This window comes from Pseudomonas sp. DR 5-09 (genome assembly GCF_001655595.1).
Classification (GTDB): domain Bacteria; phylum Pseudomonadota; class Gammaproteobacteria; order Pseudomonadales; family Pseudomonadaceae; genus Aquipseudomonas; species Aquipseudomonas pharyngis.
The window spans coordinates 946,949-961,169 of record NZ_CP011566.1 but is presented as its reverse complement, the minus strand read 5'-3'; the positions used below and the strand labels follow the sequence as shown (position 1 = coordinate 961,169).

Below are 14,221 nucleotides of genomic sequence, written 5' to 3'. Positions count from 1 at the left end.
AAAACCGGCGATCAGTGATGATCGCCGGTTTTTTTGTGCCCGGGATTTGTGTTGTCAGCTCTGCCGTCATCGCTGGCAAGCCAGTTCCCACCAGTTCTGCGCATTTATTGAAATCGCGCACGACCCTGTGGGAGCGGGCTTGCCCGCGATGAACGATGACGCGGTCTCAAGCACGCGGATCAACCCGGTCCAGCGCGCGGTTCACCGCCAGCTCGGCCAGCATGATGATCTGCTGGATCCCGAGCGCCGTACTGCGCTGCGAACCGCTGAGCTCATTGGCGAAATTGCTGGCGATGGTACTGGCCGAGGCCAGGGACTCGCAGGCATTGGCCAGCAGGCTTTCGGTGTCGACGTTGGGCGTGACCATGTACATCGTGCTCGGGCGCGGTTTGGAAGGATTGGGGCACAGGTAATAGTCGAGAGCGCGTTTGATGGCTTCGCGGTTGCGGGCGAGGTCTTCGGCGCGCATGGCTTCTTCGAGGGGTGTGGGTGATTCGAGGGGTGGGTCGGGGACAACCTTGTTCATTGATTAACTCCTTGCTGACTTGAAGCCACCCAATGCCGTTCTCACGCGGCGAAGAGGTGGCAGCTATGTGCGGGGTGAGAAACCGGGCAAGGAGATTCCGGCCAGACCAAAGTCTGCCCGCACACAGCCGCCATAAATCAATTACAGGCAGCAAAAGCTGGCGGCAATTATGGTCGGACTGACGTTTTAATAACACTCACTTGCCAGGGTTCTCACACCCAATCACAGAGTTTTCTGCGACAACCAAAGACTAGGGATCGTGCTTCCGACGGACAACCTGAAAACCTTGTGGGAAGGATCCTGGGTTGTTGTTGAGATTTAAACAGCTTCAAAAGCTGCCCTCACCCTAGCCCTCTCCCGGAGGGAGAGGGGACTGACCGCGGTGCTTGGGGGAGGTACGCCGACGTGAGATATCGAGGTAAATTCCAGTTTTGAAACACACATCGTTCCACTTCTGACACTCCCTCTCCCTCTCCCTCTCCCTCTCCCTCTGCCTCCACATCCGCTTCTCCCCCCACCACTCAACAGGATGAGCGTTAGCTCGGCTGCAGCTTTTGATCTTGATCCACGGGCGACGTCGGAAGGCTGAGTGGAGGGATTTATCCGGGGGTGGGAGCGCAGCGACCGTTTGGCGAAGCCAAACACATCGAGAGGAGGTGCAGCGAAGCAAACCGTAGGCGATGCCCCCGGATGAATCCCGGAACGAAGGAACCCCGAGCCCCAGCGAGGGGCCGAACGCAGGAGCAAAGCGTTTTTGGTTACTTTTTAGGCGTTTGTAAAAAGTGACCCGCCGTCAGGGCGGAACCATAAGCCGCAGCACCCGAAGAAACGGATATGTTCACGACCTCCCCAGATATACCGAGATAGACACCTCACCTAGAAAAACGATATTTCCGCGCCCACCGAAACCCCGGCTACCCTCCTCCCCACAACTACCTCCAATGCACCCGGGGACTCCATGGATCGATTCACCTTCAAACCACTTCTAATAACCCTGGCCCTGACCGCCATAACCCCAATCGCCAACGCAGCAACAACCCTGGTCTACTGCTCCGAAGCCAGCCCCGCCGGCTTCGACCCCAGCCAATACACCAGCGGCACCGACTTCGACGCCTCCGCCGAAACCGTCTTCAACCGCCTCACCCAATTCAAACGCGGCGGCACCGAAGTCGAACCCGGTCTGGCGACCAAATGGGACGTAAGCCCGGACGGCCTCCAGTACACCTTCCACCTGCGCCAAAACGTAAAATTCCACACCACCGACTACTTCACCCCGACCCGGACCTTCAACGCTGACGACGTCCTGTTCACCTTCCAGCGCCTGCTCGACCCGGACAACGCCTTTCGCAAGGCCTACCCCGCCGAGTCCCCGTACTTCACCGACATGGGCCTGAACACCACGATCAAATCCGTGGAAAAACTCGACGACAACACCGTGCGCTTCAACCTGAACAACGTCGACGCCGCATTCGTGCAAAACCTCGCCATGAGCTTCGCCTCGGTGCAATCGGCCGAATACGCAGCCCAATTGCTGAAGGAAGGCCACGCCGCCGACCTCAACCAGAAACCGGTCGGCACCGGCCCGTTCGTGTTCAAGCGCTACCAGAAGGACGCGCAGATCCGCTACGCCGCGAACCAGGACTACTGGAAACCCGAGGACGTGAAGCTCGACAACCTGGTGTTCTCGATCACCCCGGACGCCGCCGTCCGCCTGCAAAAGCTCAAGACCGGCGAATGCCAGGTCAGCGGCTACCCGCGCCCCGCCGACATCGAAGTGATGGAAAAAGACCCGAATCTGCGGGTGTTGAAACAAGCCGGTTTCAACCTCGGCTTCCTCGCCTACAACACCACTCATCCACCGCTGGATCAGCTCAAAGTGCGCCAGGCGCTGGACATGGCCATCGACAAACCGGCAATCATCAAAGCGGTTTACCAGAGTGCCGGACAGCTGGCGCAAAACGCCTTGCCACCAGCCCAATGGTCGTTCGATCCGAACATAAAAGACGCACCGCATGACCCTGTGAAAGCCAAAGCGCTACTCAAGGAAGCCGGGGTTGCACCGGGTACAACCATCAACCTCTGGGCCATGACCGTGCAGCGCGCCTCGAACCCGAATGCGCGGATGTCGGCACAGATGATCCAGCAGGATTGGGAAAAGATCGGTATCAAGGCCAACATCGTCAGCTATGAATGGGGCGAGTACATCAAGCGCGCCAAGAATGGCGAGCACGACGCGATGATCTACGGCTGGACCGGTGACAACGGCGACCCCGACAACTGGCTGGGCGTGCTGTACAGCTGCGCGGCGGTGAAGGGCAGCAACTACGCCAAATGGTGCGACCCGGCCTACGACAAGCTGGTGCAGCAGGCCAAGGTGTCCACCGATAAATCGCAACGGGTAAAACTGTATCAACAGGCGCAACTGATCCTTAAACAGCAGGTGCCGATCACGCCGATCGCCAACTCCACGGTGTTCCAGCCACTGCGCAAGGAAGTCAGCGACTTCAAGATCAGCCCGTTCGGTCTAACCCCCTTCTATGGCGTGGGTATAAATAAGTAACACCCGGCCCCAATCCGGCGCGCACAGTGTGACCAGCGCACCGTTTTGGGGCTTCATTTGCACCGTAAAAACCGGTCGCAAACGGTCAAATGCGTCAGAAGTTATACGGATGCGACATTAAGGTACGTTCGTGCCACGCTTTGAGGCCGCCGAGCGCTCTGGATCTTGCATTGGGTATGGGCCCTGCATAAGTATCCGCAGGCACGACTCACGAGGTCGTACCTCACTACTAAAAAATGACAACAAATCATGAGGCCAACATGCTTAAACACGCGGTCATTCCGTTTTTAGTCGGCGCAGGCTTGTTAGCCTCCGCACCTTTCGCCACCGCTGCGACTAACCTGGTGTTCTGCTCCGAAGGCAGCCCGGCCGGTTTCGATCCAGGCCAATACACCACCGGAACCGACTTCGACGCCTCAGCCGAAACCATGTTCAACCGTCTGACCCAGTTCGAGCGTGGCGGTACCGCCGTGATTCCTGGGCTGGCGACCAAGTGGGACATCTCGGATGACGGCCTGACTTACACCTTCCACCTGCGTGAAGGCGTCAAGTTCCACACCACCCCGTATTTCAAGCCGACTCGTGAGTTCAACGCCGACGACGTGCTGTTCACCTTCAATCGCATGATTAACAAGGATGACCCGTTCCGTAAGGCGTACCCGACCGAATTCCCGTACTTCACCGACATGGGGATGGACACCAACATCACCAAGATCGATAAAGTCGACGACCACACCGTCAAGTTCACTCTGAAAGAAGTCGACGCCGCGTTCATCCAGAACATGGCCATGAGCTTCGCGTCGATCCAGTCCGCCGAGTACGCAGCCCAGCTGCTGAAAGAAGGCAAGGCTGCCGACATCAACCAGAAGCCGATCGGCACTGGTCCGTTCGTGTTCAAGAGCTACCAGAAAGACTCCAACATCCGCTACACCGGCAACAAGGAGTACTGGAAGCCTGAAGACGTGAAGATCGACAACCTGATCTTCGCCATCACCACCGACCCGTCGGTACGTATCCAGAAGCTGAAGAAGAACGAGTGCCAGGTCACCCTGTTCCCGCGTCCGGCCGACCTCGCGGCATTGAAAGCCGATCCTGCGCTGAAGATGCCTGACCAGGCTGGCTTCAACCTGGGCTACATCGCCTACAACGTGATGGACAAGGTCAAGGGCAGCAACGAGCCTAACCCGCTGGCCGACCTGCGCGTTCGCCAGGCGCTGGACATGTCGGTCAACAAGCCACAGATCATCGATTCGGTTTACCAGGGCGCCGGACAACTGGCCGTCAACGCCATGCCTCCGACCCAGTGGTCCTACGACACCACCATCAAGGACGCCAAGTACGATCCTGAGAAAGCCAAGCAGCTGCTCAAGGAAGCCGGCGTCAAGGAAGGTACCGAGATCGTCCTGTGGGCGATGCCGGTTCAGCGTCCGTACAACCCGAACGCCAAGCTGATGGCCGAAATGCTCCAGTCCGACTGGAAGAAAATCGGTCTGAACGTGAAGATTCAGAGCTACGAGTGGGGCGAGTACATCAAGCGCTCCAAGGGTGGCGAGAACCAGGGCATGCTGATTGGCTGGAGCGGTGACAATGGTGATCCGGACAACTGGCTCAACGTGCTGTTTGGTTGCGACTCCCTGAGCGGCAACAACTTCTCCAAATGGTGCGACAAGAAATTCGACGGCCTCGTGAAAGAAGCCAAGCGCACCACTGACCAGGCCAAGCGCACCGAACTCTACAAAGAGGCGCAGCACGTCCTCAAAGATGCAGTCCCTATGACACCTATCGCTCACTCGACGGTGTATCAACCCATGCGCGCCAACGTGCAGGACTTCAAGATCAGCCCGTTCGGCTTGAACTCCTTCTACGGCGTCAGCGTCAGCAAATAAAAGAGGCAGCGGCGACGTTTTCAGCGTCGCCGCTGTTTTTTTTGCCGAGAAGTAAGGAATTTGCCTACAACCTTTTCCAGCCCGTCTGACCGGGATGGTTTAGGACGTGTCGCCTTTTCCTACGAGTCTTTAGGACTCAGCGCATTTACTGCCAGACCCACGGCCCCTACCGTCGGGTTCTGACCAGTGACTGCGTGGGCTTTCGGTTTTTGCTGTTCGTTTCGGTTTGAGCTCAATGCAGCTACAACGTCCCTGGACGGGATCGCGGCGCATTGAAAAACACTAAAAAAGAGGGAGCGTCATGCGCCATACCTTGGTTTTTTCCGCATTGCTGGGCGCCGGCCTGTTGGCCGCCACGTCCGCCAGTCATGCCGCCAGCGACAGCCTGGTGTTTTGCTCCGAAGGCAGTCCGGCCGGTTTCGATACCGCGCAGTACACAACGGCGACCGATAACGACGCCGCCGAACCGCTGTACAACCGACTGGCCGAGTTCGAAAAAGGCGCGACCGGTGTAGTACCGGGCCTCGCAACCAGCTGGGATATTTCCGAGGACGGCCTCAAGTACACCTTTCACCTGCGTGAAGGGGTGAAATTTCATACAACGCCGTACTTCAAACCTACACGCGATTTCAACGCCGACGACGTGCTGTTCACGTTTAACCGCATGCTCGATCCGCAACAGCCTTTCCGTAAGGCTTATCCGACCGAGTTCCCGTATTTCAACGGGATGAGCCTCAACAAGAACATCGCCAAGGTCGAGAAGACCGGGCCACTGACCGTGCAGTTCACGCTCAACAGCGTCGACGCCGCGTTCATCCAGAATATCGCCATGAGCTTCGCCGCCATCCTGTCCGCCGAGTACGCCGACAAACTGCTGGCCGAAGGCAAGCCGAGCGACATCAACCAGAAGCCAATCGGCACTGGCCCGTTCGTGTTCAAGAGCTACCAGAAAGACTCGAACATTCGCTACACCGGCAACCCGCACTACTGGGATCCGAGCCGGGTGAAGCTGAAGAACCTGATTTTCGCGATCAATACCGACGCCTCGGTACGTGTGCAAAAGCTCAAGGCCGGCGAATGCCAGGTCACCCTGCACCCGCGTCCGGCCGATGTGCCGGCACTGAAGAACGACCCGAAACTGCAATTGATCGAGAAGCCGGGCTTCAACCTCGGCTATATCGCCTACAACGTGCGCCACAAGCCGTTCGACCAGCTCGAAGTGCGTCAGGCGCTGGACATGGCGGTGAATAAACAGGGCATTCTCAACGCTGTTTATCAAGGCGCCGGTCAACTGGCCGTCAATGCCATGCCGCCGACCCAATGGTCCTACGACGACACGATCAAGGACGCCGCCTATAACCCGGAGAAAGCCAAAGAGCTGCTCAAGGCTGCCGGCGTCAAGGAAGGCACCGAGATCACCCTGTGGGCGATGCCGGTACAACGTCCGTACAACCCGAACGCCAAACTGATGGCCGAAATGCTCCAGGCCGACTGGGCCAAGATCGGTCTGAAAGTGAAGATCGTCAGCTACGAATGGGGCGAGTACATCAAGCGCACCAAGAATGGCGAGCACGACGTGAGCCTGATCGGCTGGACCGGTGACAACGGGGATCCGGACAACTGGCTCGGCACGCTCTACAGCTGCGATGCCATCGGCGGCAACAACTACTCCATGTGGTGCGATCCGGCTTACGACAAGCTGATCAAACAGGCCAAGGTCGTCACCGACCGTGACCAGCGCACCGTGCTCTACAAACAGGCCCAGCAACTGCTCAAGCAGCAAGTGCCGATCACGCCTGTCGCCCACTCGACGGTCAACCAGCCGCTGAGCGCCAAAGTCGAAGGGTTCAAGGTGAGCCCGTTCGGTCGCAACGTGTTTTCGGGTGTCAGCATCGATTAAACAAAAAACCGATTAGCCGCAATGCTGAGGGGGCCGTCTACCCCCTCACGCAAGCGCTTTGCCGAAATTCGCCAATCAGGCCTTTTGCAAACGTTTGCGATGTGTGAATGAGTTCTAAACCAATAACCGGCCAACCCAAAAAAGCCGGCATAAAAAGAAAGTAAAGGAGCTTCACCCATGAAACTGAGCAATACCGCGATACTGGCCCTGGCCATCAGCAGCATCACCGCCACGGCTTATGCGGAAACCCAAAGCCAGGCGTTCACCCCGGTGACTGTCAACGAGAAGAGCGCCCAGGCTGAAGCCACCGGCTTTCTCGAAGGCTCCACAATCAGCGGCACGACCCGAAACTGGTACGCCAACGAACAACTGAAACGCGGCGGCAAGTTCACCTATCGCAAGGATGGTGTGGCCACCCCGACCGACCGCCGTATCAACTGGGTGCAGGGCACCATCGTCAAGTACAACTCGGGCTTCACCGAAGGCACCGTCGGTTTCAGCACCGAAGTGGCGGCGTACAACGCCATCGCGCTGGAGCGTGACCGCGAGAACCTGGCGGCCAACAACGGCGGCGCACCGGGCACCCGTCCAGGCGCGGGCAACAACCGTACCCTGACCCGTGAAGGCGGCGAAGCCCAGGGCCAGTGGAGCAAAGTCGGCCTGGCCAACGTCAAGGCGCGGATCTCCAACACCACCCTGACCGCCGGTCGCATGAACTTCAGCAGCCCGCAGGTTGATGTGATCGGCAACCGTCCGCTGCCATCGAGCTTCGAAGGTCTCGCGATCCACAGCGAAGAGCTGAACAACCTGTCCTTCGACCTGGCCTCGTTCGACCGCGTGTCGCCGCGTACCGAAGAAAGCCTGAGCAAATTCCGCTCCGAATACGGCGCGATCGATGCCGAAGCCGACCACGTTCACACCGGCGGTATCTCGTACCAGCCGTTCGCCAGCCTGACCACCAGCCTGTGGGGCACCCAGGCCGAAGACCTGTGGAACCAGTACTACTTCGGCGCCACTCACGTGCTGGGTGACAGCTCGGTTCTGGCCCTGACCACCGGTCTGAACTACTACAAGACCGTGGACGAAGGTAAGAAAAAACTCGGTGAAATCGACAACGACACCTACTCCCTGTCGTTCGGTCTGACCCACCAAGCGCATACCCTGACCTTCTCCTACCAGGAAGTGAACGGTAACGAGTACTTCGACTACCTGCACGAAACAAACGGCATCTACCTGGCCAACTCCCTGCTGTCGGACTTCAACGGCCCGAACGAGAAATCCTTCCAGGTGGCCTACGGTCTGAACATGGCCGAATACGGCGTGCCAGGCCTGAAGTTCAACATCTACCAAGCCCGCGGCTGGGGCATCGACGGCACTCACTACAAGGGTGGCGGCTACGATGGCGTGCAGTCGATGGACGGCGAGCATCACTATGAATACGGGATCGGTGCCGCTTATGCGGTACAGAGCGGTCCTCTGAAAGCCACCACCGTTCGTGCGACCTACACCGCGCACCGCGCGAGCGAGAACCAGGCTGACGGCAGCATCAACGAGTTCCGTCTGGTGACCACCGTTCCATTCAACATCCTGTAAAAACGCCAGCCGACGGCTGACTCAGTGACGAGTCGGCCGTTCGGCTTTTTGTCTTCAACCGATTGCAGAGGGTTCTTGATGAAAATGCTTCCCCTACGTGCGGCCATCGCGGCTGCGTTGCTGAGTGTCGCTGTCGGCGTCTCGGCCAAACCCTTGGTGGTCTGCACCGAAGCCAGTCCGGAAGGCTTCGATATGGTCCAGTACACGACTGCAGTCACTGCCGACGCGGTGGCCGAAACCATCTTCAACCGTCTGGCGGACTTCAAGCCCGGTACCACCGAAGTGATTCCGGCGCTGGCCGAGTCGTGGGACATCAGCGAAGACGGCCTGACCTACACGTTCCACCTGCGCAAAGGTGTCAAGTTTCACACCACCGAATATTTCAAGCCGACCCGCGACCTGAACGCCGACGACGTGGTCTGGAGTTTCCAGCGTCAGCTGGACCCGAATCACCCGTGGCACAAGCTGTCGAGCGTGGGCTTCCCGTACTTTGAAAGCATGGGCTTCAAGGAACTGCTCAAAAGCGTCGAGAAAGTCGACGACAGCACCGTCAAGTTCACCCTGACCCGTCGCGAAGCGCCATTCCTGGCCGACATCGCCATGGCGTTCTCCTCGATCTACTCGGCCGAGTACGCCGATCAGTTGCTCAAGGCCAACAAGACAGGCGATCTGAACAGCAAACCGGTCGGCACCGGGCCATTCATCTTCCAGCGCTACAACAAGGACGCCCAGGTACGCTTCAAGGCCAACCCGGACTACTTCCGCGGCAAGGCGCCGGCTGACGCGCTGATCCTGGCGATTGCCACCGACAACAACGTGCGCTTGCAGAAACTCAAGGCCAATGAGTGCCAGATCGCGCTGTACCCGAAACCGGATGACATCCCGAGCATCAAGAAAGACAGCAATCTGAAAGTCGACGAACTGGATGCGATGACCGTCTCGTACGTCGCCATGAACACCCAGCACAAGTACATCAGCGACGTGCGGGTGCGTAAGGCGATCGACATCGCCTTCGACAAGGAAGCCTACGTCAACGCCCTGTTCGGCAAAGGCAACGCGACGGTTGCGGTCAACCCGTACCCGCCAACCCTGCTGGGCTATAACCACGAGCTGAAAAACCCGCCACGTGACCTCGACAAGGCCCGTGCCCTGCTCAAGGAAGCCGGAGTACCGGAAGGCACCACGTTCACCCTGTTCACCCGCAACGGCGGTGGCCCGACCAACCCGAACCCGATGCTCGGCGCGCAGATGATGCAGGCTGACCTGGCGAAAGTCGGGATCAAGATCGACATCCGCGTGATGGAATGGGGCGAGATGCTCAAACGCGCCAAGGCCGGCGAGCACGACATGGTCTCGGCCGGATGGGCGGGCGACAACGGCGACCCGGATAACTTCCTGACGCCTATGCTCAGTTGCGAAGCCGCCAAGAACGGCGAAAACTACGCGCGCTGGTGCAACGAGAAATTCCAGGCCCTGCTCGACGAAGCACGGGCTAAAGTAGATCCGGCCGAACGCGCCAGGCTGTATGAACAGGCTCAAGTGCTGTTCAATCAGGATCAGCCGTGGATCAGCATGGCCCACACCCGCATGTTCACCGCAATGCGCAACAACGTAGAGGGTTATCACATCAGCCCTCTGACAACCAATAACTTCGCCACCACCCAGGTGAAGTAGATAAGAAAACTCCCGGTTTCCCTGACCCCAGGGAAACCGGGCACGCCTAACCGGCTGATGAGGTACCACACACGATGTTTAGTTTTATTGCCCGCCGACTGGGGTTGTTGATCCCCACGTTTTTCGGCATCACCTTGCTGACTTTCGCGTTGATTCGCATGATTCCCGGCGACCCCGTGGAAGTGATGATGGGCGAACGTCGGGTCGACCCCGAAATGCACGCTCAGGCAATGGAACGCCTCGGTCTGAACAAACCGCTGTACGCCCAGTACCTGGACTACATCGGCAAACTGGCCCACGGCGATCTCGGCGAATCCCTGCGCACCCGTGAGAGCGTATGGACCGAGTTCACCTCCCTCTTCCCGGCGACCCTGGAACTGTCCATGGCCGCCCTGCTGTTCGCTGGCATCCTGGGCCTCTTGGCCGGGGTGATCGCGGCTCTCAAGCGAGGATCCCTGTTTGACCACGGGGTGATGGGCATCTCCCTCGCGGGTTACTCGATGCCGATCTTCTGGTGGGGCCTGATCCTCATCATGTTCTTCTCGGTGAGCCTGGGCTGGACCCCGGTGTCCGGGCGGATCGACCTGCTCTACGACATCGAGCCGCGCACCGGCTTCATGCTGATTGACACCCTGCTGGCCGATGACATGGGCGCGTTCCTCGATGCCCTGCACCACCTGATCCTGCCGGCCATCGTGCTGGGCACCATTCCGCTGGCGGTGATCGCGCGGATGACCCGTTCGTCGATGCTCGAAGTGCTGCGTGAAGACTACATCCGTACCGCCAGGGCCAAAGGCCTGTCGCCGTCGCGCGTGGTGTTCGTCCACGGCCTGCGCAACGCGCTGATTCCGGTGCTGACCGTGGTCGGCCTGCAGGTCGGCACTCTGCTGGCCGGTGCGGTCCTGACCGAAACCATCTTCTCCTGGCCCGGCATCGGTAAATGGCTGATCGAAGCCATCGGCGCCCGGGACTACCCGGTTGTGCAAAACGGCATCCTGTTAATCGCCTGCCTGGTGATTCTGGTCAACTTCGTGGTGGATATCCTCTACGGCTTTGCCAACCCACGCATCCGTCATCAGCGCTGAGGTCAATACCCATGAGCACTCCAACTTCCTCAGTAGTCACCGCCGCCACCGCCGTGGATCAAAGTCTGCTGTACCCGTCACCGTACAAAGAGTTCTGGCAGGCTTTCGCCAAGAACAAGGGCGCCGTCGCCGGCCTGCTGTTCATGCTGCTGGTGATTTTCTGCGCGATCTTCGCGCCGTGGGTCGCCCCGCATAACCCGAGCGAGCAATACCGTGACTTCCTGCTGACGCCGCCGGCGTGGCTCGAAGGCGGTCAGATGCAATTCCTGCTCGGCACCGATGAACTGGGTCGCGACCTGCTGTCGCGTCTGATCCAGGGTTCGCGCCTGTCGCTGCTGATCGGTCTGTCGTCGGTGGTGATGTCGCTGATCCCGGGGATCCTGCTGGGTCTGTTCGCCGGTTTCTTCCCGAAAGTGGTCGGTCCGACCATCATGCGTCTGATGGACATCATGCTGGCTCTGCCATCGCTGCTGCTGGCCGTGGCCATCGTCGCCATCCTCGGCCCTGGCCTGATCAACACCGTGATCGCGATTGCCGTGGTGTCCTTGCCGTCCTACGTGCGTCTGACCCGTGCCGCCGTGATGGGTGAGCTGAACCGCGACTACGTGACCGCCGCGCGCCTGGCCGGTGCCGGTCTGCCACGCCTGATGTTCATCACCGTGCTGCCGAACTGCATGGCACCGCTGATCGTTCAGGCGACCCTGAGCTTCTCCTCGGCGATCCTCGATGCCGCCGCCCTGGGCTTCCTCGGCCTCGGCGTCCAGCCGCCAACCCCTGAGTGGGGCACCATGCTGGCTTCGGCCCGCGACTACATCGAACGCGCCTGGTGGGTGGTGAGTCTGCCTGGTTTGACCATTTTGCTCAGCGTGCTGGCAATCAACTTGATGGGCGACGGCCTGCGCGATGCGCTGGACCCGAAACTCAAGAACGCCGCCTGAGGAGATTCCCATGTCACTGTTAGAAATCAAGAATCTCAACGTTCGCTTCGGCGACAAGAACGCCACCCCGGTCGTCGACGGCCTCGACCTGAAAGTCGACAAGGGCGAAGTCCTGGCGATCGTGGGCGAGTCGGGTTCCGGCAAGTCCGTGACCATGATGGCGCTGATGGGCCTGATCGAGCACCCGGGGATCGTCACCGCCGATTCGCTGAGCTTCGACGGCAAGAACATGCTCAAGCTGAACAACCGCCAGCGTCGGCAGATCGTCGGCAAAGACCTGGCGATGGTGTTCCAGGACCCGATGACCGCGCTGAACCCAAGCTACACCGTCGGTTTCCAGATCGAAGAAGTGCTGCGCCTGCACCTGAAAATGTCCGGCAAGCAAGCGCGCAAGCGTGCGATCGAACTGCTGGAAAAAGTCGAGATCCCGGGCGCCGCCAGCCGTATGGACGCCTACCCGCACCAACTGTCCGGCGGCATGAGCCAGCGTGTGGCGATTGCCATGGCGATTGCCGGCGAGCCGAAACTGCTGATCGCCGACGAGCCGACCACCGCACTCGACGTAACGATTCAGGCGCAGATCATGGACCTGCTGCTGGCGTTGCAGAAAGAGCAGAACATGGGCCTGGTGCTGATCACCCACGACCTCGCCGTGGTGGCCGAAACCGCTCAGCGCGTGTGCGTGATGTACGCCGGCCAGGCCGTTGAAGTCGGGCAGGTGCCGCAACTGTTCGACATCCCGGCCCACCCGTACAGCGAAGCGCTGCTCAAGGCGATTCCGGAGCACAGTCAGGGTGCCGAGCGTCTCGCGACGCTGCCGGGCATCGTTCCCGGCCGTTACGACCGCCCGCAAGGCTGCCTGCTGTCGCCGCGCTGCCCGTACGTGCAGGACAGCTGCCGCGCGCAGCGTCCGACCCTTGACCCGAAAAGCCACAGCCTCGCCCGCTGCTTCTATCCGCTGAACCAGGAGGTGGCGTAATGGCCGTCGTACTTACCGCCCGCGACCTGACCCGTCACTACGAAGTCTCCCGTGGCCTGTTCAAGGGCCACGCCACCGTGCGCGCCCTCAACGGCGTGTCGTTCGAGCTGGAAGCGGGTAAGACCCTCGCCGTCGTCGGTGAATCGGGCTGCGGCAAATCCACCCTCGCCCGCGCCCTGACCCTGATCGAAGAGCCGTCATCCGGCTCCCTGAAAATCGCCGGGCAAGAAGTGGCCGGCGCCGACAAGGCTCAGCGCAAGCAACTGCGCAAAGACGTGCAGATGGTGTTCCAGAGCCCGTACGCATCGTTGAACCCACGGCAGAAAATCGGTGATCAGCTGGCCGAGCCGCTGCTGATCAACACCAACCTGTCGGCCGCCGAACGTCGCGAGAAAGTCCAGGCGATGATGAAGCAGGTCGGCTTGCGTCCCGAGCACTACCAGCGTTATCCGCACATGTTCTCCGGCGGTCAGCGTCAGCGTATCGCGCTGGCCCGCGCCATGATGCTACAACCGAAAGTGCTGGTGGCGGACGAACCGACCTCGGCGCTGGACGTGTCGATCCAGGCGCAGGTGCTGAACCTGTTCATGGACATGCAGCAGGAGTTCAACACCGGTTACGTGTTCATCTCGCACAACCTGGCGGTGGTGCAGCACGTGGCCGATGACGTGATGGTGATGTACCTCGGTCGCCCGGTGGAAATCGGTCCGAAGCACGACATCTATGCCCGCCCTCTGCACCCGTACACCCAGGCGCTGTTGTCGGCGACCCCAACCATCCATCCGGATCCGGACAAGCCGAAAATCAAGATCGTCGGCGAGTTGCCCAACCCGCTGAACCCGCCGCCTGGCTGCGCGTTCCACAAGCGCTGCCCATACGCCACCGCGCGTTGCAGCAGCGAAGAGCCGGCCCTGCGCCAGCTCGACACGCGTCAGGTCGCGTGCCACTACGCCGAGCAGTTCCTCGACGGCGCGGCCTGAAAAAACCCGCCCCGTTTCCCGGGGCGGGTTGTTGATGAGTTGACCAAACCCCTTCTGCCTCGATTGCGCATCAGTCGAGAAAGAAGGGGTTTTCTTTTGT

10 protein-coding genes are annotated in these 14,221 nt (G+C 59.9%); 9 read left to right on the top strand and 1 reads right to left on the bottom strand.

Annotated elements, in window-relative coordinates:
• Nucleotides 1-166 precede the first annotated feature (166 nt).
• Nucleotides 167-526, bottom strand: coding sequence for a DUF6124 family protein (locus PDR5_RS04165; protein WP_064593360.1), 360 nt, complete (start codon nucleotides 524-526; stop codon nucleotides 167-169).
• A 958-nt stretch (nucleotides 527-1,484) separates the two neighbouring features.
• Between PDR5_RS04165 and PDR5_RS04160 the strand changes: the two genes are divergently transcribed.
• The 9 genes from PDR5_RS04160 (at nucleotide 1,485) to PDR5_RS04120 (ending at nucleotide 14,121) form a co-directional block, all read left to right on the top strand.
• Nucleotides 1,485-3,086, top strand: a complete 1,602-nt coding sequence (locus PDR5_RS04160) for an ABC transporter substrate-binding protein (RefSeq protein ID WP_064593359.1) — start codon at nucleotides 1,485-1,487, stop codon at nucleotides 3,084-3,086.
• A 260-nt stretch (nucleotides 3,087-3,346) separates the two neighbouring features.
• Nucleotides 3,347-4,972 (top strand): ABC transporter substrate-binding protein, encoded by a 1,626-nt coding sequence (locus PDR5_RS04155; RefSeq protein WP_064593358.1) that lies wholly within the window; start codon nucleotides 3,347-3,349, stop codon nucleotides 4,970-4,972.
• A gap of 301 nt (nucleotides 4,973-5,273) precedes the next feature.
• Nucleotides 5,274-6,872 (top strand): ABC transporter substrate-binding protein, encoded by a 1,599-nt coding sequence (locus PDR5_RS04150; RefSeq protein WP_064593357.1) that lies wholly within the window; start codon nucleotides 5,274-5,276, stop codon nucleotides 6,870-6,872.
• Between the two features lie 177 nt (nucleotides 6,873-7,049).
• The gene (locus PDR5_RS04145; protein ID WP_064593356.1) at nucleotides 7,050-8,465 is read left to right on the top strand and encodes an OprD family porin; all 1,416 of its coding nucleotides are present in this window, start codon (nucleotides 7,050-7,052) and stop codon (nucleotides 8,463-8,465) included.
• Nucleotides 8,466-8,543: 78 nt separating this feature from the next.
• Nucleotides 8,544-10,139, top strand: a complete 1,596-nt coding sequence (locus tag PDR5_RS04140) for an ABC transporter substrate-binding protein (protein ID WP_064593355.1) — start codon at nucleotides 8,544-8,546, stop codon at nucleotides 10,137-10,139.
• A 74-nt stretch (nucleotides 10,140-10,213) separates the two neighbouring features.
• Nucleotides 10,214-11,224, top strand: coding sequence for an ABC transporter permease subunit (locus PDR5_RS04135; protein ID WP_047597886.1), 1,011 nt, complete (start codon nucleotides 10,214-10,216; stop codon nucleotides 11,222-11,224).
• 11 nt (nucleotides 11,225-11,235) lie between these two features.
• Nucleotides 11,236-12,162: an ABC transporter permease subunit gene (locus PDR5_RS04130; RefSeq protein ID WP_039769224.1), complete on the top strand. Its 927-nt coding sequence runs from the start codon at nucleotides 11,236-11,238 to the stop codon at nucleotides 12,160-12,162.
• 10 nt (nucleotides 12,163-12,172) lie between these two features.
• The gene (locus PDR5_RS04125) at nucleotides 12,173-13,141 is read left to right on the top strand and encodes an ABC transporter ATP-binding protein (RefSeq protein WP_011332433.1); all 969 of its coding nucleotides are present in this window, start codon (nucleotides 12,173-12,175) and stop codon (nucleotides 13,139-13,141) included.
• The gene (locus tag PDR5_RS04120; RefSeq protein WP_007953682.1) at nucleotides 13,141-14,121 is read left to right on the top strand and encodes a peptide ABC transporter ATP-binding protein; all 981 of its coding nucleotides are present in this window, start codon (nucleotides 13,141-13,143) and stop codon (nucleotides 14,119-14,121) included. The genes PDR5_RS04125 and PDR5_RS04120 overlap by 1 nt, the downstream gene beginning before the upstream one ends.
• Nucleotides 14,122-14,221: the final 100 nt, after the last annotated feature.

Bases quoted from the DNA above. Each gene is read 5' to 3' on its own strand.
- PDR5_RS04125 (WP_011332433.1), top strand. From the start codon at position 12,173: ATGTCACTGTTAGAAATCAAGAATCTCAACGTTCGCTTCGGCGACAAG.
- PDR5_RS04150 (WP_064593357.1), top strand. From the start codon at position 5,274: ATGCGCCATACCTTGGTTTTTTCCGCATTGCTGGGCGCCGGCCTGTTG.
- PDR5_RS04160 (WP_064593359.1), top strand. From the start codon at position 1,485: ATGGATCGATTCACCTTCAAACCACTTCTAATAACCCTGGCCCTGACC.
- PDR5_RS04165 (WP_064593360.1), bottom strand. From the start codon at position 526: ATGAACAAGGTTGTCCCCGACCCACCCCTCGAATCACCCACACCCCTC.
- PDR5_RS04145 (WP_064593356.1), top strand. From the start codon at position 7,050: ATGAAACTGAGCAATACCGCGATACTGGCCCTGGCCATCAGCAGCATC.
- PDR5_RS04135 (WP_047597886.1), top strand. From the start codon at position 10,214: ATGTTTAGTTTTATTGCCCGCCGACTGGGGTTGTTGATCCCCACGTTT.
- PDR5_RS04140 (WP_064593355.1), top strand. From the start codon at position 8,544: ATGAAAATGCTTCCCCTACGTGCGGCCATCGCGGCTGCGTTGCTGAGT.
- PDR5_RS04120 (WP_007953682.1), top strand. From the start codon at position 13,141: ATGGCCGTCGTACTTACCGCCCGCGACCTGACCCGTCACTACGAAGTC.
- PDR5_RS04130 (WP_039769224.1), top strand. From the start codon at position 11,236: ATGAGCACTCCAACTTCCTCAGTAGTCACCGCCGCCACCGCCGTGGAT.
- PDR5_RS04155 (WP_064593358.1), top strand. From the start codon at position 3,347: ATGCTTAAACACGCGGTCATTCCGTTTTTAGTCGGCGCAGGCTTGTTA.